26 protein-coding genes and 1 pseudogene are annotated in these 26,113 nt (G+C 48.0%); 10 read left to right on the forward strand and 17 right to left on the reverse strand.

Going from position 1 to position 26,113, the window contains the following annotated elements; translation table 11 throughout:
- Nucleotides 1-1,332 (reverse strand): TonB-dependent siderophore receptor (locus AC6R1O_RS16410; protein WP_500657419.1); only part of this gene is annotated, 1,332 nt, incomplete at its 3' end.
- Between the two features lie 197 nt (nucleotides 1,333-1,529).
- A complete protein-coding gene (locus tag AC6R1O_RS16415; protein ID WP_500632022.1) occupies nucleotides 1,530-2,459 on the reverse strand; it encodes a GyrI-like domain-containing protein in 930 nt (309 codons plus the stop codon).
- 425 nt (nucleotides 2,460-2,884) lie between these two features.
- Here AC6R1O_RS16415 and zwf point away from each other — a divergent pair, with 425 nt between their 5' ends.
- From zwf to AC6R1O_RS16435, 4 genes are all read left to right on the forward strand, one after another.
- The gene (zwf, locus tag AC6R1O_RS16420; RefSeq protein ID WP_334552192.1) at nucleotides 2,885-4,387 is read left to right on the forward strand and encodes a glucose-6-phosphate dehydrogenase; all 1,503 of its coding nucleotides are present in this window, start codon (nucleotides 2,885-2,887) and stop codon (nucleotides 4,385-4,387) included.
- Entirely contained in the window at nucleotides 4,384-5,100 is a 717-nt protein-coding gene (gene pgl, locus AC6R1O_RS16425) for a 6-phosphogluconolactonase (protein WP_500657420.1), read from the forward strand. Before zwf ends, pgl begins: the two co-directional genes overlap by 4 nt.
- Before the next feature lie 40 nt (nucleotides 5,101-5,140).
- Entirely contained in the window at nucleotides 5,141-6,589 is a 1,449-nt protein-coding gene (gnd, locus tag AC6R1O_RS16430; protein WP_500632024.1) for a decarboxylating NADP(+)-dependent phosphogluconate dehydrogenase, read from the forward strand.
- 185 nt (nucleotides 6,590-6,774) lie between these two features.
- Nucleotides 6,775-6,918, forward strand: a complete 144-nt coding sequence (locus AC6R1O_RS16435) for a hypothetical protein (protein ID WP_500632025.1) — start codon at nucleotides 6,775-6,777, stop codon at nucleotides 6,916-6,918.
- Nucleotides 6,919-7,077: 159 nt separating this feature from the next.
- Here the strand turns inward: AC6R1O_RS16435 and AC6R1O_RS16440 are convergent, their stop codons facing one another.
- The 3 genes from AC6R1O_RS16440 to AC6R1O_RS16450 form a co-directional block, all read right to left on the reverse strand.
- Complete coding sequence (locus AC6R1O_RS16440) at nucleotides 7,078-7,272, reverse strand: hypothetical protein (protein WP_487901596.1); 195 nt, start codon at nucleotides 7,270-7,272, stop codon at nucleotides 7,078-7,080.
- Nucleotides 7,273-7,438: 166 nt separating this feature from the next.
- Nucleotides 7,439-8,218: a sulfite exporter TauE/SafE family protein gene (locus AC6R1O_RS16445; protein ID WP_500638312.1), complete on the reverse strand. Its 780-nt coding sequence runs from the start codon at nucleotides 8,216-8,218 to the stop codon at nucleotides 7,439-7,441.
- Nucleotides 8,219-8,342: 124 nt separating this feature from the next.
- Complete coding sequence (locus AC6R1O_RS16450; RefSeq protein ID WP_500626952.1) at nucleotides 8,343-9,173, reverse strand: DUF6279 family lipoprotein; 831 nt, start codon at nucleotides 9,171-9,173, stop codon at nucleotides 8,343-8,345.
- A gap of 336 nt (nucleotides 9,174-9,509) precedes the next feature.
- On the opposite strand from AC6R1O_RS16450, the gene AC6R1O_RS16455 reads away from it, so the two are divergent.
- On the forward strand, nucleotides 9,510-9,854 hold the full coding sequence (locus tag AC6R1O_RS16455; protein ID WP_500638311.1) for a DUF3316 domain-containing protein: 345 nt from the start codon (nucleotides 9,510-9,512) through the stop codon (nucleotides 9,852-9,854).
- Nucleotides 9,855-9,998: 144 nt separating this feature from the next.
- On the opposite strand, the gene rplT is transcribed toward AC6R1O_RS16455, so the two are convergent.
- From rplT to AC6R1O_RS16495, 8 genes are all read right to left on the reverse strand, one after another.
- Nucleotides 9,999-10,352 (reverse strand): 50S ribosomal protein L20, encoded by a 354-nt coding sequence (gene rplT / locus AC6R1O_RS16460; protein WP_009841742.1) that lies wholly within the window; start codon nucleotides 10,350-10,352, stop codon nucleotides 9,999-10,001.
- A 41-nt stretch (nucleotides 10,353-10,393) separates the two neighbouring features.
- A complete protein-coding gene (gene rpmI / locus AC6R1O_RS16465; RefSeq protein WP_140131889.1) occupies nucleotides 10,394-10,588 on the reverse strand; it encodes a 50S ribosomal protein L35 in 195 nt (64 codons plus the stop codon).
- 112 nt (nucleotides 10,589-10,700) lie between these two features.
- Nucleotides 10,701-11,252, reverse strand: a complete 552-nt coding sequence (gene infC, locus AC6R1O_RS16470) for a translation initiation factor IF-3 (RefSeq protein WP_334552191.1) — start codon at nucleotides 11,250-11,252, stop codon at nucleotides 10,701-10,703.
- A 3-nt stretch (nucleotides 11,253-11,255) separates the two neighbouring features.
- Nucleotides 11,256-13,184, reverse strand: a complete 1,929-nt coding sequence (gene thrS / locus AC6R1O_RS16475) for a threonine--tRNA ligase (protein ID WP_334551616.1) — start codon at nucleotides 13,182-13,184, stop codon at nucleotides 11,256-11,258.
- A 203-nt stretch (nucleotides 13,185-13,387) separates the two neighbouring features.
- Nucleotides 13,388-14,926, reverse strand: a complete 1,539-nt coding sequence (locus AC6R1O_RS16480; RefSeq protein ID WP_500657421.1) for an NAD(P)H-hydrate dehydratase — start codon at nucleotides 14,924-14,926, stop codon at nucleotides 13,388-13,390.
- Nucleotides 14,927-14,995: 69 nt separating this feature from the next.
- Nucleotides 14,996-15,430: a PAS domain-containing protein gene (locus AC6R1O_RS16485; protein ID WP_334551613.1), complete on the reverse strand. Its 435-nt coding sequence runs from the start codon at nucleotides 15,428-15,430 to the stop codon at nucleotides 14,996-14,998.
- A complete protein-coding gene (locus AC6R1O_RS16490; RefSeq protein ID WP_500638309.1) occupies nucleotides 15,430-16,434 on the reverse strand; it encodes a response regulator in 1,005 nt (334 codons plus the stop codon). The genes AC6R1O_RS16485 and AC6R1O_RS16490 overlap by 1 nt, the downstream gene beginning before the upstream one ends.
- Before the next feature lie 294 nt (nucleotides 16,435-16,728).
- A complete protein-coding gene (locus tag AC6R1O_RS16495; protein ID WP_500638308.1) occupies nucleotides 16,729-17,190 on the reverse strand; it encodes a TetR/AcrR family transcriptional regulator in 462 nt (153 codons plus the stop codon).
- Nucleotides 17,191-17,688: 498 nt separating this feature from the next.
- Here AC6R1O_RS16495 and AC6R1O_RS16500 point away from each other — a divergent pair, with 498 nt between their 5' ends.
- Nucleotides 17,689-17,982, forward strand: coding sequence for a YfcZ/YiiS family protein (locus AC6R1O_RS16500; RefSeq protein WP_487901602.1), 294 nt, complete (start codon nucleotides 17,689-17,691; stop codon nucleotides 17,980-17,982).
- Between the two features lie 124 nt (nucleotides 17,983-18,106).
- Complete coding sequence (locus tag AC6R1O_RS16505) at nucleotides 18,107-18,712, forward strand: hypothetical protein (RefSeq protein ID WP_500638307.1); 606 nt, start codon at nucleotides 18,107-18,109, stop codon at nucleotides 18,710-18,712.
- Nucleotides 18,713-18,789: 77 nt separating this feature from the next.
- On the opposite strand, the gene AC6R1O_RS16510 is transcribed toward AC6R1O_RS16505, so the two are convergent.
- Entirely contained in the window at nucleotides 18,790-19,887 is a 1,098-nt protein-coding gene (locus tag AC6R1O_RS16510) for a 1-acyl-sn-glycerol-3-phosphate acyltransferase (RefSeq protein WP_500638306.1), read from the reverse strand.
- A 230-nt stretch (nucleotides 19,888-20,117) separates the two neighbouring features.
- On the opposite strand from AC6R1O_RS16510, the gene AC6R1O_RS16515 reads away from it, so the two are divergent.
- Complete coding sequence (locus tag AC6R1O_RS16515; RefSeq protein ID WP_500638305.1) at nucleotides 20,118-20,726, forward strand: AraC family transcriptional regulator; 609 nt, start codon at nucleotides 20,118-20,120, stop codon at nucleotides 20,724-20,726.
- Nucleotides 20,727-20,803: 77 nt separating this feature from the next.
- Here AC6R1O_RS16515 and AC6R1O_RS16520 read toward each other — a convergent pair whose 3' ends face one another.
- Nucleotides 20,804-22,165: an alpha-amylase family glycosyl hydrolase gene (locus AC6R1O_RS16520; RefSeq protein ID WP_500638304.1), complete on the reverse strand. Its 1,362-nt coding sequence runs from the start codon at nucleotides 22,163-22,165 to the stop codon at nucleotides 20,804-20,806.
- 424 nt (nucleotides 22,166-22,589) lie between these two features.
- Between AC6R1O_RS16520 and AC6R1O_RS16525 the strand changes: the two genes are divergently transcribed.
- A complete protein-coding gene (locus AC6R1O_RS16525; protein ID WP_500638303.1) occupies nucleotides 22,590-23,513 on the forward strand; it encodes a M14 family metallopeptidase in 924 nt (307 codons plus the stop codon).
- Between the two features lie 84 nt (nucleotides 23,514-23,597).
- Here the strand turns inward: AC6R1O_RS16525 and AC6R1O_RS16530 are convergent, their stop codons facing one another.
- Both AC6R1O_RS16530 and AC6R1O_RS16535 read right to left on the reverse strand, forming a co-directional pair.
- A complete protein-coding gene (locus AC6R1O_RS16530; protein WP_334551586.1) occupies nucleotides 23,598-23,792 on the reverse strand; it encodes a hypothetical protein in 195 nt (64 codons plus the stop codon).
- Between the two features lie 159 nt (nucleotides 23,793-23,951).
- Nucleotides 23,952-25,532, reverse strand: a complete 1,581-nt coding sequence (locus AC6R1O_RS16535; protein WP_500626942.1) for a BCCT family transporter — start codon at nucleotides 25,530-25,532, stop codon at nucleotides 23,952-23,954.
- Between the two features lie 424 nt (nucleotides 25,533-25,956).
- Between AC6R1O_RS16535 and AC6R1O_RS16540 the strand changes: the two are divergent.
- A pseudogene (locus tag AC6R1O_RS16540) lies at nucleotides 25,957-26,113 on the forward strand (alpha-amylase family glycosyl hydrolase); the annotation flags it as partial.

Genomic DNA, 26,113 nt, shown 5'->3' on the forward strand with positions numbered 1-26,113 from the left:
CGCCAGCAGTACCCAATCGCCCAATCGAACTTGGTCTTGAAGGTAGAAGCCCAGTTGTTCGGTCTCAATCTTGTGGGTTTCGTCATACACCTCTGTCAACGCGTTTCTGTCTAACAGCGCGTTGTTGGGGCGAAAAACATTGAATCCATAGAACTCGGCGTTTGCAGCGTATTCACGATAGACGGAGTCCCCTTTGAGTTTGAGGTAATCGATGCCAAACAGCAGGTTATGCTGAGTCTGACCGACCGTCACTAAGCCGGACAATTGGTTGTCAATGACAAATGACTGCGATGATTCGTCCGTATCGTAAATGTTTCGGCTCATAGCGCCAGTGGACGCATCGAAACTCGTTGCTCTGTGGTAAGTGTTTTCCTGATATAGGGAGGCATCGGCGTAGCGTGCGTTTTGTAGGAAGGTCCATTGATGGTTAATGTCGTGATTGACTTTATAACCGAGCATAAACACTTCACGCTCAAACTGACTCCAATTGACATCGCCTGCCGAAGTGGACGGTGACGTTGAACCGTTGGCGTTGCTGTCAATCATTCCCGACGCGGGCAGCGCTGAGTTGATCCCCATGTTCGGATCTTTTTGGTAGTACATGTTGAGGTTAATTAACGTCCGCTCGCTGGCTTGCCAATCGATCGATGGAGCAATCACGTAGCGCTCTTCCTCTGCATTATCGACTTGACTGTCTCGTTTACGAGCAAGGGCCACCAAGCGATAAGAGACATCACTCTCACCGATTTGCCCCGTCGTATCGAGCGAGGTTTCCATCAGGTTTCTGGTTCCTGTCGCGACACTCACACGCGTTTGGCTCTGCTGCTGCGGCGATTTAGCAATCATATTCACCATCCCGCCCGGCGGCATGGAACCGTACAACACAGAGGTAGGGCCTTTGAAAATCTCCACCTGTTGCAGTGCAATAGGATCGATTTGTGGTTGCAAGTTCCATCCTGTTAGATAGGGAAGCTTAAGCCCATCATAATAGCTCTCACTGTTGGCAAAACCACGAATCGAGAAGGTGTCGTACATAGTGACCGACGCCCCTTTTTTCTCTGTGACGACGCCAGGGGCGTATCGGAGCGCCTGATTCAAGGATTTGACACCGCGTTGCTCCAACTGCTCTGATTCAATCGTGGTGATCCCTTGCGGGGTTTCCTCTGGTTCTAACGCCGTTTTAGTGGCCGTGTTACGATACGCTTCGCCCAGAACGGTGATGGTGTCCATCGTTGAAGCGTCTCCGCCTTCGGCAGCGTAAAGGGGCGAAGAAAACGCTGAAATGAGCGCCAACGTCAATGTCGAGCGCTGAAAGTGAGTGATAGATTGCATATTGTCCTCAATTACCCATGCCTTATCTTAATAAGAATTAATATCATTTGCATTCTAAATTTTTTAATTGGGTAAAAGTTAACAATTTGGTGCAAAGTCACCGACTTTTGTTTGGCAGTGTTTTATTCGCTGCGAGCGCGCAATTCAGTCGGAGGAGGGAAAAAGAGAAAAAGGAGTGGAAGTCAGCGGACTGCGCCTTATCGCAACTCGATTGGCAACCAATACTCCATTTCTGCACTTGGCGATTCAGAGTAATAGTGAGCTGGATACACTTCCAGTTCAAAGCCATCAACTCCGCGGTAGTTTGAGCTAGGTAACCAATTGAGAATAAACCACTCTAGGGTGTCCGGTAGCCCACGAATCGAACCTTTATGTGTGACTACCGCATAAGTTTGAGCCGGAACGGACAGAGTACTCAACGTAGATGAGTGCGCCCTATCTGGAATTTGCCGTGCATCGCAAAGCTCAACCCCTGCCCAATAAGTCAGTGGCGCGGCATCAAATTGAGCGTGCTTAGTATCGACCACCCCTACCCTCTGCCATTGGTCAGTGGAGTCTTGCAGCGCCTGTTCAAGCTGCTGCCACAACAGTGGGACTTGCGTGGCGAAGTTGGGCTGCGGTGAAAACAACCCACTGATGTGACCGTGACTGCCGCGAACATAAAATGCGGGCTTAGATTCGACTCGAATATGGACAAACGCAGGCTGATTGCCAAACTGATACGCTGTATCTCTATCCGAGGAAGACTGCAGAGGCTTTCTTAACCCTGTGCGTTTACCTGCCTGCCGATACGCTCTTGGACTGACGCCAAACTTGTGTTTAAACGCGCGGCTAAAGCTGACTTCCGAGCCAAAACCGAGCGCATAGCCGATATCAATGACCTTATCCTCACCATCGATCAAACGTTCAGCCGCTTCACTGAGCTTTAGCTCTCGTACATAATTGGCCACTGTCGTGCCCGTCTCGTTTTGAAAAACGCGTTGCAACTGCCAACGTGACCAGCAACTCTGCTGAGCCAATTCATCCAGCGTCATCGGATCTTCGATGTGGTGGTGAATGTAATCCAACACCTTACTGATCCGCTGAAATACGGCCATCGATTTATCTTGTTTGCTGTCGTTGCTCATCGCTCATCTTTATCAATGCGTGGGTCGCGAAGTGTCTCACATTCTATGAGCGCTGCAAATATGTGCTCTAGCTAGCCCAAATGACCATAGTCAACCTGACTCTTAATCTCATCACCTCTTGGTCCGCTCTGTTTGGTTTTTGCGCAATCGTTTTCGAGCTCATAGCGAACGCCGCCTTACCGGTTACTGTTCTTTTTTCTGCTTATTCAATTATTTAATAAATTAGTCTGACAAATATTAATCGATTGCCTTCTCAATAGTTGATGTATGTCAAATTGTCGTAGACAATACCCTGCCGTTTCAAACGCCTAGAAAGTAAGTGGCACTCCCTATTGTGATGATAGGTAGCACCGATTTTCTATTTATTCGCTGCGCTGATAATTTGGCGCAACAGATTTAAGACCCTTGTTTCTAAAGGAAAGATGATGGTAATACCAGAAAACAGCAGCATCGTGATTTTTGGTGCTTCGGGAGATTTAACATACCGTAAGCTGATCCCCGCGTTATACCACCTGTATGCGAACAAGCAGCTTCCAGAGAACTTTGCCATTTTGGGCGTAAGTCGTACTGAATACAGTGATGAATCGTACCGTGATAAATTGAAGCGCTCTCTACAAGAGATGGAAAAGACGGTTCCAGAGACGCTCGATGCCTTCATCAACCATCTTCATTACCAAGCGATCAATACCTCAGACAGCACCGATTACAGCAAATTGGTCTCTCGTCTGGATGACCTTTCCAATCAGTACCAGTTCGAGCAACGCAATACGCTCTTCTACCTTGCGACACCGCCAAGTTTATACAGTGTCATCCCAGCCAGCCTTGCTGAACATGGGTTGAACAATGAAGAAGACGGCTGGAAACGCTTGATCATCGAAAAGCCATTCGGTTATGACCTAGAGTCTGCGCAAAAGCTGGACAAAGAGATCCACGAGCATTTTCAAGAGCACCAGATTTACCGCATCGACCACTACCTAGGAAAAGAGACTGTACAAAACCTACTGGTGTTCCGCTTCTCTAATGCGATGTTTGAACCCTTGTGGAACCGCAACTTTATTGACTACGTCGAGATCACCGGCGCCGAGTTCCTCGGTGTTGAAGAACGTGGTGGCTATTACGATGGCTCTGGCGCTGTGCGTGATATGTTCCAAAACCACCTTCTGCAAGTGTTAGCGATGGTAGGGATGGAGCCGCCAGCACAAATCAATGCTGATTCCATGCGTGATGAAGTGGTGAAAGTTCTGCAGTGTCTCAAACCGTTAGACGAAGACGCACTGCGCAATGATTTGGTGTTGGGTCAGTACACAGCGTCTGAAGTCCGTGGCCAGCACCTATTGGGTTACCGCGAAGAAAATGGCGTTGCCGACGACTCGCGCACGGAAACCTACATTGGTCTAAAAGCTTACATCAACAACTGGCGCTGGAATGGTGTGCCTTTTTACGTACGTACGGGCAAACGCCTTCCTACTCGCGTGACTGAAGTGGTCATTCACTTTAAACAGACGCCGCATCCAGTATTTGGTCAAAATGCACCAGAAAACAAACTCATCATTCGAATTCAGCCTGACGAAGGCATTCAGATGAGCTTTGGTCTCAAAGAGCCAGGCGCAGGCTTTAAAGCGAAAGAAGTGAAAATGAACTTCCACTACGCCGACCTGCAAGAGACCCAAATGCTGACGGCTTATGAGCGTCTTCTGCTTGATGCCTTAAATGGAGATGCTACTCTATTTGCCCGTAGCGATGCGGTTGAAGCGTGTTGGAAGTACGTTCAACCGATTCTCGACTTCAAACAAGATCCACAAGCACTGTTTGGTTACGCTTGTGGTACTTGGGGGCCAAAAGAGTCTGATGACTTGTTAGCACGAAACAACCGTGCATGGCGCTTCCCATGTAAAAACCTGACAGATACGGACTACTGCGAACTATGATCAATCACAAGATCCACTCAACCGCGCAGCAGGTGGTAGAAAGCCTTGCCAACGATATGAAATCGTACAGCGAGCTTGGCCGACCTGTTCACATTTCACTTTCCGGCGGCAGCACACCTAAGATGCTGTTTAACCTGTTGGCCCAGGCCCCATACGCGGATACCATCGCTTGGCAAAACCTCCACTTCTGGTGGGGAGACGAACGCTGCGTTGCACCGGATGACGCGGAAAGCAACTACGGCGAAGCAAATGCTTTGCTATTTAGCAAAGTGAACCAACCTGCTGAAAACATCCACCGTATTCGCGGCGAAAATGACGCCGAGCAGGAAGCGCTGCGCTTTGCCAACGAGATGGCAGAGGTTATCCCGTGTGAAAACGGTACGCCCGTGTTTGATTGGATTCTATTGGGTGTTGGCGCCGACGGCCACACTGCCTCTTTATTCCCGGGTCAAACCAACTATGCGGATGAGAACTTGTCTGTTGTCGCTTCTCATCCTGAATCTGGCCAACTACGCGTGTCAAAAACCGCTAAAGTGCTAGAAGCAGCAAAACGAATCAGCTACCTCGTTCTTGGCTCAGGTAAAGTTGATATCGTGCACGAAATTCACACCACTCCAGCAAGCGAACTGCCTTACCCCGCGGCGAAAATTCAGTCGAAAGCGGGTGAGACGGAGTGGTACTTAGATTCTGACGCAGCGGCGAAAATCGCATAACGCGGTTGCTCGTCCAACGAGAACATATTGGAGAGAAATAATGAAAGGTGATATCGGTGTTATTGGCCTAGCGGTAATGGGTCAAAACCTTATCCTCAACATGAACGACCACGGCTTTAAAGTGGTGGCTCACAACCGTACTGCTGCGAAAGTAGACGAGTTTCTAGAAGGCCCAGCGAAGGGTACCAACATTATTGGTGCTTACTCACTTGAAGAGTTGGTTGAGAAACTCGAAACGCCACGTAAAGTGATGCTGATGGTTCGTGCTGGTGACGTTGTTGACACTTTCATCGACAACCTAATCCCACTTCTAGACGAAGGCGACATCATCATCGATGGTGGTAACACTAACTACCCAGACACTAACCGCCGCGTAGCGCACTGCCGTGAGCAAGGCATTCACTTCATCGGTACTGGTGTATCTGGCGGTGAAGAAGGCGCGCGTTTCGGTCCTTCAATCATGCCTGGTGGCGCTGCGGAAGCTTGGGAAGCAGTTAAGCCTATCTTCCAAGGTATCTCTGCAAAAACTGACGCTGGTGAACCTTGTTGTGATTGGGTTGGTAACGACGGTGCTGGTCACTTCGTTAAGATGGTACACAACGGCATCGAATACGGCGACATGCAGCTTATCACTGAAGCTTACCAGTTCATGAAAGACGGTCTTGGTATGTCTGCTGACGAGATGCAAGCGGTGTTTGCAGATTGGAACAAGACTGAGCTCGACAGCTACCTGGTTGAAATCACGGCTGACATCCTTGGCTACAAAGATGAAGACGGTGAGCCTCTCGTTGAGAAGATCCTAGACACAGCAGGCCAAAAAGGTACGGGTAAGTGGACAGGTATCAATGCCCTAGACCTAGGTATTCCACTGACACTTATCTCTGAGTCAGTATTTTCTCGCTGTCTATCTGCACTAAAAGACCAGCGTGTTGAAGCTGAGAAGCTATTCGGCAAGACAATCACTCCGGTTGAAGGTGATAAGCAAGAGTGGGTTGACGCACTTCGTCAAGCGCTACTAGCGTCTAAGATCATCTCTTACGCTCAAGGCTTCATGCTAATGCGCGAAGCATCAAACGAAAACGGCTGGGATCTTAACTACGGAAACGTGGCACTAATGTGGCGTGGTGGTTGTATCATCCGCTCTGCATTCCTAGGCAACATCCGAGATGCGTACGAAGCGAACCCAGACATTGCATTCCTAGGTTCTGACGAGTACTTCAAAAACATCCTACAAAGCAGCCTAACGGCATGGCGTAAAGTGGCAGCGAAATCTCTAGAGTCAGGCATCCCAATGCCATGTACGACTTCTGCGCTATCTTTCCTAGACGGTTACACAACGGCTCGTCTACCAGCGAACCTGCTGCAAGCTCAGCGTGATTACTTCGGTGCGCACACTTACGAGCGTATCGACCGTGAGCGTGGTGAATTCTTCCACACTAACTGGACAGGTACAGGCGGTGATACCGCATCGACCACTTACGATGTGTAACCTGTAGCGCAACCATTGAATCGGGCGCGAAAGCGCCCTTTTTTTGTTGGCTCATCCCGTTGATAGATGAGGTTGGGTGATCTCATCCCCTCATCTACGCCTACAATTAAAAAAGTGTGGATGATGTCACACCTTGACCACTCACCTAAATTGGAGTGGCAATATTTACTAAGTAGGGCTCAATTATGACTATTAACAAACTCTTTGTATTTGTTCCATCGGATGTTGAACAAGCAAATAACAAGGATAATAGAGTAATTTCTGATAAAGAGACTGAGCGTCAGGCACTAGTAAAACAAGCCCAACAACAAGGCGGGCTACAAGGCTAAAAAAACGTAAGAGCGCCATTCGGCGCTCTTATTTTTTTAATCCAAAACTTACTCATCAGCTATGACGTGAATCCACTTGGGTTCTTCTAGGTAAAGCCATCCGACGTTACACTGGGCACACTCGCATGTGCCCATTTTCATCTGGCCACTTGAGCAATGCTAGAGTGATCTTTTTGAGGATTGACGCGCTTTCTTCACGTCATCCCAATACAGTACTCCACTAGCCACCAGCGCTAAAAGTGACACCGTAAACAGCGCCGGCATACTCAAAATCCATGCAAATACCGCTGCGAGAAAAGCCACAAAACAGATCATACGGCTGCTCGACATCACGCGACCTAGTTTTCTACTCATAACGCCTCCTATCACTGGAAAGAAATGGGAAAACTGGGTGATATCGGTGACAGATGCTCCGTCATGAGTACAGTTAGAGAGTGGCAGAAAAGGAGATAAATTAACCTAAAACAAGCTCAAATTAGCTTTAGATGTGATCATGGCAGTCAGCACAGCACAAAGCGTATCACCACTCGTCGATAGGCCAATATACATCAATATAGAAGTACACCGTCATGACCAAGCTAGACAACGCAACGAAACGCTTCACTGTTTGCTGCGCTACTCGCCTAGACACACGTGCCGCCAAATACCCGCCGCTTAGTGTACCCATCATGACCGCTATACCACGTGGCCAGTCTATTGCCCCTTCAGCGACAAAAATAACGATCGCCACCAAAGAGACCGCCGAGGAAATCAGCAGTTTAAGACCGTTCATTTGATTAATATTTTGATAGCCTGCTAACACAAGGTAGCTCAATACAATCACGCCAAGCCCTGCATTGAAGAAACCGCCATACGCCGCGACGAAAACCAAAAACAGTGTCAAGATGACGCTTTTAAGTCGAACTTCTCGAGTCGGATGTGTCGCCAGACGTGACGCCCATGCGCTAATGTGATGACCATAAATAAACAGCAAGGTAGCAAACAGCAGCAGCCACGGAATTGCACCAAGAAACTGCTGCTCTGAGACACTCAATAACAACCAAGCACCTAACGCTCCGCCGAGTAAACTGCCCAGAACAATTCGAATAATTTGTTTTTTTTCAGAAGCGATGTCTTCACGAAATCCATAGGCGCCACTGAGGTAACCCGCGCAAGCGGCAAAGGTATTGGTGGCGTTTGCAACAATTGGCGGCACGCCAACAAACATCAGCGCAGGAAAAGTGATAAAACTGCCACCCCCAGCGACGCTATTGAGTATTCCCCCCAACACGCCAGCGACGAACAACACTGCCCAATCCATACCACTCCAACCTTCGCTGCAAAACCCATAATCTAACCAGTTTTCGAGGCGAGCCCAAGTAAAGAGCAACGAAACTGTGCGTTGGCTAACTTAGACCAAGGTATTGATTTCCCGCTGTTAATGTTCATCGAATTGACAGTGCAATCTCCTTCCACTCCTGGATTTCTTGTCGATAGTGCGCAGTCTGATCAGGGGTCATGCTGTTGATAATGGTCACTAGGTAACGTCTCGACAGCTGCTGGTTGTATGCAATTTTTTGCTCTAAATCGGCGCTATAGAGCTTGTCTGGCGTATCCATCAACGATTGCAGTTTAGGTTGGAAGAGTGAAGGATCGACACGTACAGCAAGTAAGGCATTGAGCTCAACACGCATACGCGTCTGATGCGCGACCCAATCTTGGTTGGTCAGTGTCATGTCCGCAACCCATTGATCAACCATCAGTTGCTGTTCATCGGTTAAGTCACCGACCCAAGTTTCGATATTCTCTTCTATACGCGTTTTGTATCGTTGCCGAATCGCTTCTTCAGAAAGGTCTTGGTAACGTTTTTTGTACTGGGTGTGCTTTACTCGGATATTGTCCATGAGCTCTTCAACTTGCTCGTCAGACAGTTGGCTGGCCAGTTCGTAGAGTTCTGGCGTCACTTTTGCGACCAGACGAGTCGTGTGCGCCTCGAGCTTCTGCTGCTCAGAGATCAGATCATCGACAGTAAACGTGGTTGGCTCAATCGCCATCAACTCATCCAAATGTTCAATATAATGTGGGATCTCTTGCTCACGGTGCCACTGGCTCAAGGTGGCGATCTTCTCGCTTGCGAGGGACTCTTGGTCATCATCCAGTTCAACGTAGTCTTGTAAATAACGTACCAACAACCAATCCATATTGTTGTACACAAACTTAGTACTGCACCCCACTAAACCGATCGCGATCAAAAGCACCAGTCCAAATTTCTTCATTGCGGTTTCCTTTGCAACACACTGCTGATGTCCATTCTGTTTATCACGACTGCGCACTGGCAGTGGTGATAAACCAAGCAATATTAATACCAAACTTGAAAGTTGCTATTGGTCGGTCAAGGCCTTCACCTCTATTCAACACTCCATGACCGACTTCTGTAATACGACCACAAAAACCCATAGAAGTTTGACATTGTTAGCGTTAGGTTGCGCAAACGTCAGCATCGTATCCAAACTCTTTACACAAGCTGTAATAAGAATTACTTACCTTGACAGACGCAAAATCGATCACTCGCTAGCATAGACATCAACGGTAACCAATAAGGAGTCTCCGTGATGAAAAAACTCATTCTACTTTCAACGTTAATCCTAAGTTCTTCTGTGTTGGCGTCAACGCAAACCACCCAATCACATCGCTCACTGACGACGGGTGATTATCAAAGTAAGCAGATGGCTTACGAGGCGGGCTTTAAACTGATGGAAGAAGTGCGCGCCATGGATGCATCGGAGTTAAAACGTACACTTCCTATCCATCAAAGTAACGTTCTACTACCTACTATCAAAGTGGAAGATATGACGGTCACCGTCGAAGAGTTCGCTTCTGAACGCGGCCAAGTTGCCTATAAAGCGCTAGTGAACGTCGACTATGAATATCAGTACCGCGAAAGCAATAATAGCTAGTAGCGCCCTTTCTCTGAAACAACAAAACGCAGGCATTTGCCTGCGTTTTGTTTTGCCTTGTTCCAAAAGATCGCATCCGATAGACAGGCAATAAAAAAGGAGAGCCTAAGCTCTCCTTTTCCTAATCCTAACAGCGAACTCTAATTAAAGAGCTGCTTTCGCTTTTTCAACAAGTACTGCGAATGCAGATTTGTCGAATACCGCGATGTCAGCAAGGATCTTACGGTCGATCTCGATAGATGCTTTCTTAAGACCGTTGATGAAACGGCTGTAAGATAGACCATTTTGACGAGATGCAGCGTTGATACGAGCGATCCATAGTTGACGGAACTGACGCTTCTTAGCGCGACGGTCACGGTAAGCGTATTGACCAGCTTTAGTAACTGCTTGGAAAGCTACGCGGTAAACACGTGAACGTGCTCCGTAGTAACCTTTAGCTTGTTTTAGAACTTTCTTATGACGTGCACGAGCTTGTACACCACGTTTTACGCGAGGCATTATGCTTCTCCTAAACTAAACGATAAATAAACTAAAAAGAATTAAGCGTATGGCAACATACGGGTAACAGCAGCCACTTCACAACGTGGAAGGATTGCGTTAGGACGTAGTTGACGCTTGTTCTTAGTAGTACGCTTAGTCAGGATGTGACGTTTTGTAGCGTGCTTGTACTTAATACCACCAGCAGTTTTCTTGAAACGCTTAGCAGCACCTTTGTTGGTTTTCATCTTAGGCATGATGAATAACTCCGCATTGTAGTAGTTTAATAAACACGTAATCAGGGCGAATAAAACCCCGCCATTTGACCGTAAGGTAAACGGCGGGGTTGAATTACTTGTAAGCCGTTAATTACTTCTTCTTAGGGGCAAGAACCATGATCATCTGACGCCCTTCAATTCTGCTTGGGAAAGATTCCACAACAGCAAATTCTACTGTGTCTTCTTTCAAGCGCTTGAGAACATCAACACCGATGTCTTGGTGTGCCATTTCTCGGCCACGGAAGCGAATTGTTACCTTCACTTTGTTGCCTTCTTCAAGGAAACGCGTCAGGTTGCGTAGTTTTACCTGATAGTCTCCAATATCAGTTCCAGGACGGAATTTTACTTCTTTAATCTGGACCTGTTTTTGCTTTTTCTTCTGCTCTTTAGCAGATTTGCTCTTCTCAAAGAGGAATTTACCGTAGTCCATTACACGACATACTGGTGGCTCAGCGTTTGGACTGATTTCAACCAAATCCATACCTGCTTCTTCAGCAGCTGCGACTGCTTCTTGGATAGAAACAACACCCACTGATTCGCCATCAGCACCCGTCAAACGAACTTCACGAACGCCACGAATTTCACCGTTTAAACGATGAGCATTTTGTTTGGCCGGTACTTGGCCGCGTCTTCCGCCTTTAATAGTTTATTCCTCCAGATTGAGCTTACGGGTAGAGATCTCGTCTTGGATGTATGCAATAAAGTCATCCACTTTAAATTTACCGAGGTCTTTACCTTTACGAGTACGTACTGCGATTTCGCCGGCTTCCATCTCTTGGTCACCACAAACCAGCATGTATGGTACACGCTTTAAAGTATGTTCGCGGATTTTAAAGCCAATCTTCTCATTTCTCAAGTCTGCTTTTGCTCTAATTCCAACTTTTTGTAGTTTTTGAGCCACTTCCTTCGCGTAATCAGACTGCTTATCAGTAATATTCATGACAACAGCTTGCTCAGGAGATAGCCAAGTTGGGAAGAAGCCAAAGTACTCTTCGATGAGAATACCAATAAAGCGCTCAAGCGAGCCCAAAATCGCACGGTGGATCATAACAGGAACTTGACGTTCGTTGTTCTCATCCACATAAGAGGCACCTAGACGGCCAGGTAAGTTGAAGTCTAGCTGCACCGTACCACATTGCCATGCACGATCGAGACAGTCATACAGAGTGAACTCGATCTTAGGACCGTAGAATGCGCCTTCGCCCTCTTGAATTTCGTATGGAATGTCCATCGATTGCAAAGATTGCTTCAACGCTTCTTCCGACTGATCCCAGATCTCATCTGATCCGACTCGCTTTTCAGGACGAGTGGAGAGCTTAACGACGATGTTCTCGAAGCCAAACGTCTGGTATGTGTCGTAGACCATCTTAATACAGCCCGTCACTTCCTCTTGGATTTGACTCTCTGTACAGAAGATGTGCGCGTCATCTTGCGTAAAACCACGCACACGCATGATACCGTGCAGGGCACCTGACGGTTCATTACGGTGACAAGAACCAAACTCCGCCATACGCAGAGGCAAGTCACGGTAAGATTTCAGACCTTGGTTAAAGATCTGTACGTGACCTGGGCAGTTCATTGGTTTGATGGCGTATTCACGGTTTTCTGACGACGTGGTAAACATCGCATCGGCGTATTTATCCCAGTGACCTGAACGCTCCCAAAGTACGCGATCCATCATCAATGGACCTTTCACTTCTTGGTAGTCGTACTCTGTCAGTTTTTCACGAACAAACACTTCCAAATCACGGAAAATAGACCAACCATTGTGGTGCCAGAACACCATACCCGGTGCTTCTTGCTGCATGTGGAACAAGTCCAACTGCTTACCGATTTTACGGTGGTCACGCTTGGCGGCTTCTTCTAAGCGCGTTAGATGCGCTTTCAGCGCTTTCTTGTCGTGGAAAGCCGTACCATAAATACGCTGCAACATTTTGTTGTCGCTGTTACCACGCCAGTAAGCACCCGCTACATTCAGTAGCGTAAAGTGCTGACAAAAACCCATATGTGGTACGTGAGGACCACGACACATATCGATGTATTCTTCATGATGGTAAAGGCCTGGACGGTCATCGCGTGCGACGTTCTCATCCAAGATTTCCATCTTGTAAGTTTCACCACGTGATTCAAACGCATCACGTGCTTCCTGCCAACTGACTTTCTTCTTAATGACTGGGTACTTGGTTTTCGCCAGTTCTTTCATGCGCTTTTCGATCTTTTCAAGATCTTCTTGCGTCAATGACTCTTCTAAGTCGATGTCGTAGTAGAAGCCACTATCGATGGTCGGACCGATCGCCATCTTCGCGTTCGGATAAAGCTGCTTGATCGCGTGACCTAACAAGTGCGCACATGAGTGACGCACGATTTCAAGACCATCCACTTCATCTTTTACTGTGATGATTTCAAGGCTTGCATCCGCTTCGATGAGATCACAAGCATCGACACGTTGACCATCAACACGACCCGCAATAGTAGCTTTCGCCAGACCAGGGCCGATAGATTGCGCGACATCAAGAGTAGAAACAGGGTTGTCAAATTGACGCTGACTGCCGTCAGGAAGAGTAATAATAGGCATTTAACTGTCCTTTACAGTGGTGTTGCACACCAAGCAACACTTGCAATTCATACGTATCTTTCACGGCCGGGATAATGGCCGTCAAAGGCGAGAATTCAGCTCCTTTTATATGCAAATACGGATGCACAACTCAGGAGCGAACGAGCATTCTAACGTAACTGACTCAAATAACAATCAATGTCACAAAAAAGTGATGATTTGGATCATTGATTGAGCTGGTAACGCACCTCAGCAATAAGATCACTGGCGAGCAAACCAACCTGGCCTTCGCGCCGTGCTAACTTATCCGCCGCAAGGCTGTGAAGATAGACGCCAAGCTTTGCCGCGTTGCTGAGTGATAATCCTTGAGCCAATAACGCCGCGACAATCCCGGTCAATACGTCGCCCATGCCACCACTCGCCATGCCCGGGTTGCCCGCAAGACACACAGAGGTCACCTCGCCATCATAAATGAGTGTCCCAGCCCCTTTGAGAACGACGGTGCCGCCGTATCGTTGGTGCAAAGCCTTGATAGCGGCAAAGCGATCCACTTCCACCTCTGCCACCGAGCAAGCCAGCAATCTAGCCGCTTCGCCGGGATGTGGGGTAATGACACGCTGTTCATCGTAGTTGAGTTGAGTGGCAAGTCGATTTAAACCGTCGGCGTCGACAACTTTAACTTGTTCATATTGCGCGGTATGATCATACAATGCGTGAGACCAAGCGTCTTGACCCAAGCCAGGTCCAATAGCCAACACTTTTTGCCCTACAAAACGGCGACTGATCATGGCTAAGTCTTCTCGCCATCCTTCACTCATCACTTCAGGACATGCGACTTGAAGCGCGGTGACATTCTGTGGGTGACACAGAACGCGAACAAGACCAGCACCGCTTCGCACCGCAGCCTGGGCGCACAGACGAATCGCACCGCCATAGCCTTGGTTGCCGCCCACACACAGCAATCGCCCGTGATCGCCTTTGTGTGCTAAAACATGCCGCGCTGGTTTAAGTGCTTGCATCTCAGTTTGTGACAACCGCTCCGTGTTGCTGCGGACTTGGGACGAAAAGTACTCATCTACCTCCAAACCATCGAAGTGGAGTTGACCAACCACGGCCCTCGCCTCCCCTGTCACCAGTCCGCGCTTAATACCAATAAAGGTTAAAGTGTGGTCGGCCGCTATGCATGGTGACTTGCCCTTAATTCCTAGTCGAGTGCCAGAGTCGGCGCATAGACCAGAAGGCACATCGACACTGACAACTGGACAGGGAGTGTGAGAGAGAGTCTCTGAGACCGTGTCGATGATGGCTTGCGTCGGCTGACGAACCGACCCTTTTAATCCGGTGCCAAGTAATGCATCGACAATCAGCGCTGAGCGCAACAGATCCCGCTTGAGCACTTCGGCGTGATGCTCAGTTTTAAAATAACGGATCTCGCCTCCCGAGCGCACATAGGCGAGCTTCGCGGTCTCAGCGTCTCCTTGTAGTTTAGATTCATCGCCACTGAGCCAGAGAGTAACGTCATACCCCGCTTGATGAGCAAGACGAGCGACCACAAATCCATCGCCGCCATTATTGCCCGTTCCACACAATATCGTGAGCGACTTGTCGTCAGGGTACAAGCGCTGAATAAGCGTCAAAATCGCGCGTCCTGCGCGCTCCATCAATTGATAAAGCGTGATATTGGCTCGCTTGGCAGCCAGCACTTCACCTTGTTTGACTTGATCGGCAGTGTAAAGCCACCGTGGTAGGGTTGTGGAATCCATAGGTCACTCACTGGCTAGAATCGTGCTCTCACTGTCGCACAATCCCAGCCTAGATCGCGACCTTATCGATCACTTTTTTGAGACAAGGGCTTCCGCCGTGGCGTCTTGAATCGAGAGAAACAGCGAGCGAATCTCACCGGTTGGCGTGCGCATTGGGTTTAGGGTGATATTCTGATACATGAAATCGGCTTGTTGCGTCACCGGACGCACGTTACGACACTTAAATAAATAAGGACGTTGCTGCCACGTAATAAAGCTGCGACAGCCTAAGTCGTAGACCGGCTTGGTTTTGAGTTTAAACCAGTCTTGAGGGATCTCAGGGAACAGCTCAAACAAAGACTTGCCGATCGCATCATGAGATTGCACGCCACTGTGATGGGTCATAAAGCCATTCCACACTTGGACCTTATGCTCACGGTCGATGACGATTAAGCCCAAATCGACGTTTTGTACCATATCCACCATCCAGTGGAATTGCTCAAATTCAGCAGGAAGATTCAACATCAAAAGTCCTCCATCAAGTACGCCAGCTTATTGTCGAGTAGCGGCAGAGATTCATCGACAAACATAAACAGTAAATCACAACGAATCGATGTACCGTCGATGTTATAACTCACCTCAAAGGTCATAGTTTTGCTAAAAGATCCCGTCGTTGACTCGATCACGGAGTCAATCGAAATATGCTGCCCCAGCAACACCGGAGAGCTTTGGAAAAAACGGACTTCAGCTTGTTGGCCTAAACCATTTAAAAACGACCCAACGAGAATGTTAGAGACGTCCATTAGGAGTTCGAGTTCTTCCAACTCTTCACTGTCCGCAGGCACTTTCATCAGTTTTTTCAAATCGGAGACACTGGAGTCACTGAGCAAGACCAGCGCTTCTCCCGCAATCCCCTCACCACTGAACCCTTGACACACACCGGAGACTTGATCATTTTCCGCCAAGTCTCTGAGCGCCATGTGCAACTCACTCACTTCAAAAATGTTGACGTTCGGCAGCGGCAAATGGACAAACACATCAAAGTGGCGCGCAAGCGCATCTGCGGCGCGACCAATCGACACGTTCGCTACTTCCATGTAGATGTCACGGCGGCGAAGAACCGGCAGCTCCAGAGACACGGGGGTCACGATTTGTGGCTTGGCCTGAGGTTCTACCAGATCTCGTAGAACCGCTTTCAACGCGTCTTGATTGATGGGTTTTTGAATGAAGGCTCTCGCCCCCAAAGACATCACACGCTCTTTCGCTTTCGGCTGAATGTCCCCTGACACAACCACAACCGGGATGTCTATGTTGCGTTTTTGGATCTCATCTAGGGTGCCAAACCCGTCCAGCTCAGGCATAGTCAAATCGAGGAACATCAGTTTGAATGAGTTCTCTTCAAGCTGTTTTAATGCATCAAGGCCATGAACCGCAAAACTGATCTCGGCATTCAGCGAAGCAGGAAGTGAACGGGCCATCTGTTTACGGGCTAAGGCAGAATCATCACAAATAAGAACAGGTAAAGACATTCATGCACCTATTACTAGTTATTGATTTAATACTTTCAGTGTAACAGATAGTTAGCAAAGCGAGCATTATGAAACACTAATATAGAGAGAATTCCTATGTCTCATCAGAGGAGTGCTTGTCAATCGATGAATCGCAGCTATCAAACTAATCGGACACTACCGTTTCTAACTCGCAACAATAATAGTCGTAGAAACGATTCTACACGAGCGTCACTTCGCGTTTAACATACTAAAAAAGAAAAACCGCGCTCTGTCTTCACAGGACGCGGTTTAAGATTTTTTCCGATTTGATGATTAAGCGGTCATGCTGACAAGCGATTTACCCATCAACCACTCGAGCTCTTTCGCACTCTCATCACCAAACTGAGTTTCTACGGTTTTGTATAGACGCTCAATCCCATTTGACGCAAATTCAGGTGCGTTGTGCGACGTCACCACATGGTGGAATAGCAGGCGTAAAATCGCTTTAAATTCTGGATTTTCTAGCGCCGTTAACCAACTGGCCGAAAACTCAGGTAATGAGTGATCAAAATCCAAGTGTTCAACAAACATTTTGAAAATACGACCATCCAAAGCGGCGGTAAAATCGGTTTTTTTCGGGAAGTGATGACTGATCCCAGTTCGCGACACGCCGGTTTGTTGGCTCAATGTGGTGTATGACATTTTGTCATATCCGAGGCGTAACAGTTGGTCTACGACGGCATCCATTATTTTCTGAATGGTGATTTCAGTATCTTCTTTACTACGCTTAGGCATGTTTAGGCTCTTCTCTTTGTATATCCATCTAAATCAAAGTGAATCAAACATGACACCTCTACGAGTTAGCTTTACGGTGCATAACACCCTGGCAATGAAAAGCGCGCGAGCGCATTTCGTGTCGTGGCTAATGCAGAGCAACGCAAAATCTAACGATCTGGCGTAAGCTAAGTTTTCATAAAAGGCCATAGGGCATTTTTATGAAATGCAAAGACATCATTACTTCTGTATATAATAAGACCGCCGATAATCTTACAAATCCCCCCGACTGACAACCGAGAGCGCACATTCGGCGTGAGTAATTATCATTAATTTTCTCAATTAATTGACAAAGATCACACTGATAATAGGATTCATTCACAGTCAATCAAGCGCCCCACTGACATCTTACAGCGTAGCACAGTAAATAGTATGTCATGCTGCATTATGGGTTTTTGTGTGGATTCACTTCAAATAAACCGATAAAATGACCACAAACTTTGTAAGAGGATAGTGACTATGAGCACTGAACAAGAACAAGTATGCGAAGCGTGTGGCTGTGCAGGCGAAATGGGCTTCATCATCAAAGAAGGTGACGATGTTGCACAAGTGACCATCTTCGCTGAGAACAAAACGTTGCTTGAAGCTGAGTTGGCCAAATATCTTGAACTGGCGAAACAAGTGTCTGAGAACGTGGAGTATCAAGTATCTCCTATCGCCGATGACGCAAAAGAGCTGACCGCACACTTCAAATTTGAAGTGAGCGCTGAAAAACTGATTTTTGAACTCAAAACACGTTCACTCGCGCGCTAATCAAACGTATAGAGTGTTTTGATGTGTTAAAAGCGGGGTCCATCCCCGTTTTTTATTGGCTTAAAATTGACCCTAAGCCCGCTCTCTCTGATACTAAACACACGTCTGTTCATCGTGAGTGTACATGAAGTATCTCGTTAAATTTGTTGCGCTTTGGCTCAGTGCCGCCTCCTGTGTCGCTGTCGGGGAGCCACTCGACACCTACCGTATTTTGAATCATCTTGATAATTACGGAAACTTGGATCTGCGCAACAAGCCCTACACCTCTTTGCCTGATGGCCTTGTGATCAAGGGCAATCTCAATATTGCCAAAACTCAAATGACACAAATCCCGAAAGGGATAGAGATTGAAGGCAGTTTGGATGCCTCAAACAGCGGGCTGAAAAAAATCGCCCCTGGGGTCAAAATACGCGGCTATGCCAATCTCCTCGGGTCACAAGTGACTCGTTGGCCTCCCGGCATTCAGGTGGGTGGATTTCTCAATTTTACTGACACGCCTCTAGCAAGCTTGCCACCTAGATTTCGCGTTAAAGGCGATTTGAGTGTGATGCGCACACCACTGACCGAACTGCCGGAAGGTCTAATCGTTGATGGAAACCTCTATATTGGCGGCTCCGCCATCACCACATTCCCAGACACCATGACCGTCAATGGCAACATCTTCCTTGGTGGAAATCGCATTAGCCGTTGGCCGACCAATCTGACCCTCGGCGGTGCGGTCGCTCCCTAGAGTGAGCACTAACCGACCGAAAAAAGGGCACAGTATTCAAACTACTGTGCCCTTATTAATTGAACCGCGAATGCCGCTTACTGGTTTTTCACCGGATTGGCATAGCTGGCGATCAGGTGGCGCTGCGCACCCTCTGGTAACGCTTGCAATTTGTCGGCTAAGCGCTGCTTAACCCCTTCTTCGACACTTTCATCGCCAGAGGCCAGCAAGTTAATTGGGAACAACTTGTAGTGACGGTGGATTTGCTCGTCGATGGTACTCGCCAACTCATCAGGACTATCACAACCCGATTGAATTACGTCGCCAAATGCCACATGGACGCGGCCTTTATAGCCTACAATACCCTGAATGATACTTTCGATATCTTCAAACTCACCTTTTTGATAAACACCTTGAGTCTCTTTTTGATGCAGTTCCAGAGCCTTAGCACTATCACAGGGATCATATTCGTAAGAAATCGAGACCGGGACAATATTGAGTGAGCGGATGTAGTCCGCAAAATCGATTTTCTGTTTACGTCCTTCAACATGAAACATCTTTAAAATCGCAGGATCAGTAAAATCATTCCCATCTTTCGCTCGGCCCTCTTTTTGTGCAATCCAAATCGAGTGACCAGTGTCGAGAGAGTGTTTAATGTACGCAGACAAGGTGCCCAACGCTTTCATCATCTCACGCGGACCTTTGGCTGAACGTTTAACAATAAAGCTCTTATTGAGCTTCATCAGCTCCGTTGCGCACGGTTTTTTCAACAAATTGTCGCCAATCGCAATGCGCACAGTTTTGTGGTTATTCACGTGCAAACCATAGTTAACCAACGCCGGGTCCATGGCAATGTCACGGTGGTTAGAGACAAACAAATAGGCTTGATTAGGATCTAGCTGGTCTAAACCGCTGTAGGTGACGCCGTCTGTTGTCGTGTTAAGCGTACGCTCAAGGTAGGATTTCACTTCCAACTGAGTGGTTTCAACAGAGTTGAGCTTAGACCATTTCATTTTTAGCGCGATTTTCACCAACGGAGACATCAACGCAGCAAACCAGCGTCCACGGTGTGAGAAGCGATGTTTTATGATGGCGCTGATAAACTCTTCATCATTAATTAAGCGTTCAATCGCAGCAGGAATTTCGTCGTCGTTGTATGGGCGGATGTCTACAAATGGGTCTGTGGTTGTGGTCATGGTCTACTACATCAAATTTAAAGCTGCCTTATTCTACGCGGAGTTTGTGCGCTTAGCAGCTATCGTTGTCGCACAATTAGTAAGGTCAGACCAGAACGTTGGCCCATTTTTGCGCAAACCGTCACCACTTGAGGCCGAAAAGCGTGATTTGATTGTGTAGGTCACCGGCAAGATTGGCATTTCAATTAGAAAACGGTACTCTTGTCGCCCCATAAAGAGTGAGTTTTTCCATGCATTACGCCATTTCCTATCAAGCGCAATCCCACGAATATCTGACGACAACACCACGTCGTCACACCATCAAGCACGGTTTGCTGCGCGTCACTCAAGGATTCGTCTTTATCCGTTTGGGCAAAAAAGAGTACGTCGTCGAGCCTGGCGATACCTTTTGGCTGCCATTTGATACCCTAGCGGCCGTCACCTATACGCCGAACACTCAACTGGATCTCATCGAGCTATCGGTACGCACCCAACTGCCACTCGTAAGGCAAGCCGGCTACATCCGGCCCACCCCTCTGCTAACCGCGCTGCTTGATCGCTTAAGCACGGTTGATGACAGACAAAAACAGCTTCCTCTACTCACGGTCGTGCGTGATGAGTTACCCTGGATTACGCCTAAGCTGAGCGAATCCACATTCACTAAACAGCTCAATCAATGGTTAAGCGACAACACCCTGCGAGCGCAAAGCCCGTTGCCAAGTGAAGTGCAACTTTTACTCAGAGTACGTGAAGCGCGTAAACAGATGCTGTCAGGTCAAGCGCGCAGCCAGGTAATCAAACAATGGTTTGATGGCAACGACGCCCTGTTCGACAATCTGGAACGAGCACTGGTTGGCTAGGTGATGCACGCCTAGCCAACCCGTCCATTTCAAACTCTCCCACTAAACATCGTTGGACCTACGGAGCGTCAACGTGCCTAAAGAGCTTCATTGGATTTGCGTACCAACATCATGGCGCTTTTAGGGGCCACTGTCAGCGCATTTTCAGTGCCAAATACTCTCTTTCCTGTCAGCACATCCGTCATCGCCGTCCCCTCTTTTCGCTCTATGGTTTGACTGCGTGTCGATTTGTTGACCACCACAAGGCCATCATTGCCACGAGCAAACACCAAGAGATCGTCACCGGCTTCAATGATGCGCATCGGTTTGCCATGCATTTGATTGTGAAAGGCAATGGCGGCGCACATTTTTTTATCCTTCCAAGCGGATTGCCAGCGAGGCTGCCCCGTACTGTCTTGAATGCCACTGGTATCGAGATCGGTATAGATCAGCGGTACACCGCCATCTCGGCCCAAAATGTAGCAGTAAGCCAACCACTCCAACGTCTCATCCATCACCAAATTCGCAAAGACATCATTATTGGGAATGTCATGGGTAATGGCGAACGTGATCGCTCGACTTTCCGACAGCGCTTGGCCAAAGCAATAAGGATCCACTAAGCTTTTCAAGCTTCCTTTCGGTTGTAGCGCGTCAAACAGTGTTTGAAACAGGGGAAAGTCGTAGGCGCCAAGATCGGTTTGAGCAAGAAAAGGCTCTAAGAAGAGATCATACTCAGGTTTGGACGCACCGCCACTGGTGATGATCTCACCAAAAATATGCACGTCGTGACAAATCTCATCCGTCCACACTTTTTGCAGATGCTCCAGCGTCATGTGTTTTGCGGCATCAATGCGAAACCCTTTGACCCCTAGTGACTTTAGGGCTTTGAGATATTGCTGCTGCATGCTCACCACATGCGCGTTATCACGCAGAGTAGGCAGCCCCGGATCGCTTGGCCCGCCAGTAATTCGGCCATTTTGCACTTGCCACTTGTCCTGCCAATCCGAGATGCCGAACGCTTCGACAAAATCATCGTGATCGAACAGTGGCTCACTCAAATCACCAAATAAACGTTGACGCTCGTAATACGCCTTGTCCTTCTGGTAGGTCGCTATGTCCGCAGCACTGGGGTAGTGTAAATCATCACGTAACGAGGATTCATTCGCCATATGGTTAAACACTATGTCGGCGTAGACCTCAACCTTGTGCGCTTTCAGCGTGGCAATCATCGCGGTAAATTGCTCAGTATTACCCAATTGATTGTCTATCACTCGATAATCTTGCGGTTGATAGCGCTGCCACCACTGTGTGCCTTGTTCGCGCTTGAGCGATTTCATCGGTGGCGAAACCAACACGGATTTATAGCCCGCGTTAGCAATATCTGTTGCTCTCGCTTTGACCATCTCATAAGGCCAATCGAAAGCATGCAAAATGACGTCGGTTGCATTCGAGATTAACATCACGATTTCCTTTACCTTTTTGTCAAACGGCTACGTCGGTAACCCGATTGTCTGCCATTTTACCAAAGCGAGATCCGCTTGCGATTCCCCCTTTATCCGCTTCTTGCCGTAGTAGGTGCGAGGCGTAGAGAGGTGTTGTTCGATGGTAAATGGGCGTCAACTCACATAAGCTTGCTCAATAATCGTCAGCCTGATTGATTCATTGGCTAAGCCACATCGTCGTGAGAAGCGACGGATAAGGGTGCAGATATACCATGAGTATAGTTCGAATTGATATGGTTTCCGATTTGGTGTGTCTATGGTGCATTATCGGCTATCAGTATTTACGAGCCGCACTAAATTCCAGCAGCCGCCCATCAATGATTGCCTCTTGCGCAAGCTATCACTATGCTGTGTGCCCATCACCAATGACAAGGGGTCACCAATGAATCAAACACACGCTTACCCTATCGGAACACGCGGGCAGAAATGGACGGACACAGAGCGAGCGGCTTGGCGAGCGAGCGTGACAAAACAGCGCGATTATCAGCAGCAAGTCGTGAGTAAGATTGAAGCACTTCGTGGTCAATTCGACGTTGAACAATACGGCTCACTTGACTACGACGAGCAGCATTACGCACTTTACTGCATCAAAACCCGCCAATGGGACGCAAGTAAAAAAGTGGTGTTGATCACTGGCGGCGTACACGGTTATGAGACCAGTGGTGTCCACGGTGCGCTGGCGTTTGCCGCAGAAAAAATGGCCCATTACAGCCAATATTTCAATGTGATCGTCGCACCGTGTGTCAGCCCTTGGGGCTATGAAACCATCAATCGCTGGAACCCCAGTGCCATTGACCCCAATCGCTCTTTTTACGCCAACTCCCCTGCCAAAGAATCCGCGCAATTAATGAGGCTAGTTGAAAGCATCCACGAAGAGATTTTTGTGCACATCGACCTGCATGAAACCACCGATACCGATGAAAGTGAGTTTCGCCCGGCACTGGCCGCTCGTGATGGCCTTGAGTACATAGAAGGCATGATTCCCGACGGATTTTACACTGTTGGCGATAGCGACAATCCGCAATTAGACTTTCAAGCCGCCGTGATTAACGCGGTGAGCAAAGTCACGCACATCGCCCCAGCGGACGAAAAAGGCGAAATCATTGGTTCTCCTGTCGTCAGCCACGGCGTCATTCTCTATCCAATGAAACAACTTGGCCTGTGTGGTGGTGTCAGTACCTGCTTGTACGGCACCACAACTGAAGTGTATCCAGACAGCGCACTGGTCACCGACGAGGAGTGCAATGCGGCTCAAGTCGCGGCGATTGTCGGTGGACTTGAGTACGTGATCGGCCAGAATCAGTAACAGAAAAGCGTCATACCACAGACAATAGAACACAGATAAAAGAAGAGGCAGCCAACAGGCTGCCTCTTTAGTCAATGTGAGTGATTATTTGTCTAACGACAACCCCACCTGACTGATTTTACTTTTGAATTCTTCGATGCTGTCTGCTTGATAAGTAGGACTGCCGTTAAAGTAGCGTGGCTTTTCTGGCTTCATTGCCTCTTTTAGCGCTTTCTCTTGCTCAAGGTCATCATGATAAACCGTCACGCGGTGCGGGATGTCCTGCTTAAACGTAGCCATCATTGTCTCCTTTTTTGACGTTGCTGTTGTGTTTTCTTACTAAAGCGTAGACACGATGCCAGGCAAGCCCTGCCCCTTAATTTCGATTTGTGAGCATCACTACAAAAAAATGAGCACATCGCTGTGCTCATTTTCATCCTTTCATTACCACTTAATCACTTACTGATAAGCGGGCAGCTCAGACTTCAAGCCTTTCAATAAGCTGACACACATCACCAGCAGCACCAGCGTGAAAGGAAGACCGGTCGCGACCACGCCCGACTGCAAGGCTTGCAGGGCCTCTTTGCCTCCGACCCAAAGCATCACCGCCGCGATCGAACCTTCAATACACGCCCAGAAAATACGCTGAGGGACAGGTGCATCAATTTTACCCCCCGCCGTAATGCTGTCGATCACCAAAGAGCCCGAGTCCGACGACGTCACAAAGAACACCAAGATTAAGGCAATAGACAGTACAGAAATAATGGAGCTGTAAGGCAGCTGCTCATAGACATGGAACAACGTCAGTGAAATATCCGTTAAGCCATTGGTGCCCAGCTCTCCGACTTTATTGACCACTTGATCCAGTGCAATACCACCGAACACCGCCATCCAGATCAGCGTCACCACAGTTGGAATCACGATCACGGCAAAAATAAACTCACGAACGGTACGACCTTTCGAAACTCGAGCGATAAACATCCCCACAAACGGTGACCAAGATACCCACCATGCCCAGTAGAAGACTGTCCAACCATGCATCCAGTCGATGTCTTCACGGCCATGAGGGTTACTCAGCGGCAAGATGTTTTGTACGTAGGCAACCGTGGAGTCCCAGATTGAAGTGGTCGCGATATCAAAACTGACGAATAACACAAACACCAACAGTGCAAACGCGACAATCATGTTGACGTTTGACAACACTTTCACGCCGCCATCGATACCACGAATGACAGAAATGACCGCAATAAAGGTTACGAAAGCGATGACCGCCATCTGTAAGCCGGTACCACCATCAAGACCAAACACATGGTTAATCCCACTGGTCGCCTGCTGTGCCCCTAGCCCTAGAGACGTTGCCAAGCCAAACAGCGTCGACAACACCGCAAGAATATCGACCACATGACCTAACCAACCCCACGCTCTGTCACCAAAAATGGGATAAAACGCTGCGCGTAGCGACAGAGGTAGCCCCTTGTTATACGCAAAAAACGCCAGCGAAAGCGCGACGATCGCGTAAATCGCCCAGCCATGAATACCCCAGTGGAACAGCGTCGCCCCCATCGCCAGGGACTTCGCCTGATCGGAATACGGTTCAGCGTTTAACGGCATGCCCCACCAATCCGTGAAGTAGGCCGTCGGCTCAGCTACACTCCAAAAAAGCAGGCCGATACCCATGCCCGCGGCAAACAGCATAGAAAGCCAAGAGACGGTGGAATACTCTTTCTTCGCATCGATACCGCCGATGCGAATTTTACCTAGGGGCGAGAAGAGGAGCGCTATCGCAAACACGACAAAGAAGTTTGTCGCCCACATGAAAAAGACATCAAAATCGGCAATGATACCGTTACGTAAACCATTTAGTGCGTCGCGCGCTGTTGCTGGTTCAACCACCAACAAAGAGACCAAACAGAGGATGACGAGTCCTGCGCTGATACCAAAAACGGGGTTGTGGATATCAAATCCCCACTTTTGAACGTTGTCTTGACCAACTTGATAGTCCGTCGTGTCGATACTGTATTTTTTAAATTCATTATCCATAAATTAGTTTTTAGCTCGCGCAGTATCTGTTTTGGTTCAACAGCACAAAGCGCAAAGCCGTCTCCTGATAATTTGAACACTAATTATAACTTACCGAAAGAAATTGTATCATTTACTAAAAAAACGAGCAATGATCACATAAAACCTATCAATTCCGGCTCAATATATGCATGTTTTATTTAGACAGCGAATCATTTTTCTCCATCAAACTTAGACCTCATTCAGTGTGGATATGTGACAAAACAATATGTCTCATAAATACACTCGCGCGCAATATATAGTGAGATCACAGAAAAACATAGCAAGATCACAAAAAAACAGATCTACGCCCCTCATATTTTTACTTTGGATGAGGGATGGCCCAATTGACTGTTCTACACTTTGCCTTCATCCGATCAACATTCCACACCACAATTCGTGAAGCATGAACAAAATTACCCTTTACCAAGTCTTTACTCGCCTTTTTGGCAATATCTGTACCGCCAACGTTCCTTGGGGAACTCGCGAGCAAAATGGTGTTGGCAAATTCAGCGATTTTACGCCTCGCGCACTAGAGGCCATTCGAGATCTCGGCATCTCCC

The sequence above is a fragment of the Vibrio sp. R11-SG3-ISO3-SZ genome (genome assembly GCF_059834345.1).

Coding starts and splice junctions, on each gene's coding strand:
- AC6R1O_RS16415 (WP_500632022.1), bottom strand. CDS start 2,459: ATGAGCAACGACAGCAAACAAGATAAATCGATGGCCGTATTTCAGCGG.
- zwf (WP_334552192.1), top strand. CDS start 2,885: ATGGTAATACCAGAAAACAGCAGCATCGTGATTTTTGGTGCTTCGGGA.
- pgl (WP_500657420.1), top strand. CDS start 4,384: ATGATCAATCACAAGATCCACTCAACCGCGCAGCAGGTGGTAGAAAGC.
- gnd (WP_500632024.1), top strand. CDS start 5,141: ATGAAAGGTGATATCGGTGTTATTGGCCTAGCGGTAATGGGTCAAAAC.
- AC6R1O_RS16435 (WP_500632025.1), top strand. CDS start 6,775: ATGACTATTAACAAACTCTTTGTATTTGTTCCATCGGATGTTGAACAA.
- AC6R1O_RS16440 (WP_487901596.1), bottom strand. CDS start 7,272: ATGAGTAGAAAACTAGGTCGCGTGATGTCGAGCAGCCGTATGATCTGT.
- AC6R1O_RS16445 (WP_500638312.1), bottom strand. CDS start 8,218: ATGGATTGGGCAGTGTTGTTCGTCGCTGGCGTGTTGGGGGGAATACTC.
- AC6R1O_RS16450 (WP_500626952.1), bottom strand. CDS start 9,173: ATGAAGAAATTTGGACTGGTGCTTTTGATCGCGATCGGTTTAGTGGGG.
- AC6R1O_RS16455 (WP_500638311.1), top strand. CDS start 9,510: ATGAAAAAACTCATTCTACTTTCAACGTTAATCCTAAGTTCTTCTGTG.
- rplT (WP_009841742.1), bottom strand. CDS start 10,352: ATGCCTCGCGTAAAACGTGGTGTACAAGCTCGTGCACGTCATAAGAAA.
- rpmI (WP_140131889.1), bottom strand. CDS start 10,588: ATGCCTAAGATGAAAACCAACAAAGGTGCTGCTAAGCGTTTCAAGAAA.
- thrS (WP_334551616.1), bottom strand. CDS start 13,184: ATGCCTATTATTACTCTTCCTGACGGCAGTCAGCGTCAATTTGACAAC.
- AC6R1O_RS16480 (WP_500657421.1), bottom strand. CDS start 14,926: ATGGATTCCACAACCCTACCACGGTGGCTTTACACTGCCGATCAAGTC.
- AC6R1O_RS16485 (WP_334551613.1), bottom strand. CDS start 15,430: ATGTTGAATCTTCCTGCTGAATTTGAGCAATTCCACTGGATGGTGGAT.
- AC6R1O_RS16490 (WP_500638309.1), bottom strand. CDS start 16,434: ATGTCTTTACCTGTTCTTATTTGTGATGATTCTGCCTTAGCCCGTAAA.
- AC6R1O_RS16495 (WP_500638308.1), bottom strand. CDS start 17,190: ATGCCTAAGCGTAGTAAAGAAGATACTGAAATCACCATTCAGAAAATA.
- AC6R1O_RS16500 (WP_487901602.1), top strand. CDS start 17,689: ATGAGCACTGAACAAGAACAAGTATGCGAAGCGTGTGGCTGTGCAGGC.
- AC6R1O_RS16505 (WP_500638307.1), top strand. CDS start 18,107: ATGAAGTATCTCGTTAAATTTGTTGCGCTTTGGCTCAGTGCCGCCTCC.
- AC6R1O_RS16510 (WP_500638306.1), bottom strand. CDS start 19,887: ATGACCACAACCACAGACCCATTTGTAGACATCCGCCCATACAACGAC.
- AC6R1O_RS16515 (WP_500638305.1), top strand. CDS start 20,118: ATGCATTACGCCATTTCCTATCAAGCGCAATCCCACGAATATCTGACG.
- AC6R1O_RS16520 (WP_500638304.1), bottom strand. CDS start 22,165: ATGTTAATCTCGAATGCAACCGACGTCATTTTGCATGCTTTCGATTGG.
- AC6R1O_RS16525 (WP_500638303.1), top strand. CDS start 22,590: ATGAATCAAACACACGCTTACCCTATCGGAACACGCGGGCAGAAATGG.
- AC6R1O_RS16530 (WP_334551586.1), bottom strand. CDS start 23,792: ATGGCTACGTTTAAGCAGGACATCCCGCACCGCGTGACGGTTTATCAT.
- AC6R1O_RS16535 (WP_500626942.1), bottom strand. CDS start 25,532: ATGGATAATGAATTTAAAAAATACAGTATCGACACGACGGACTATCAA.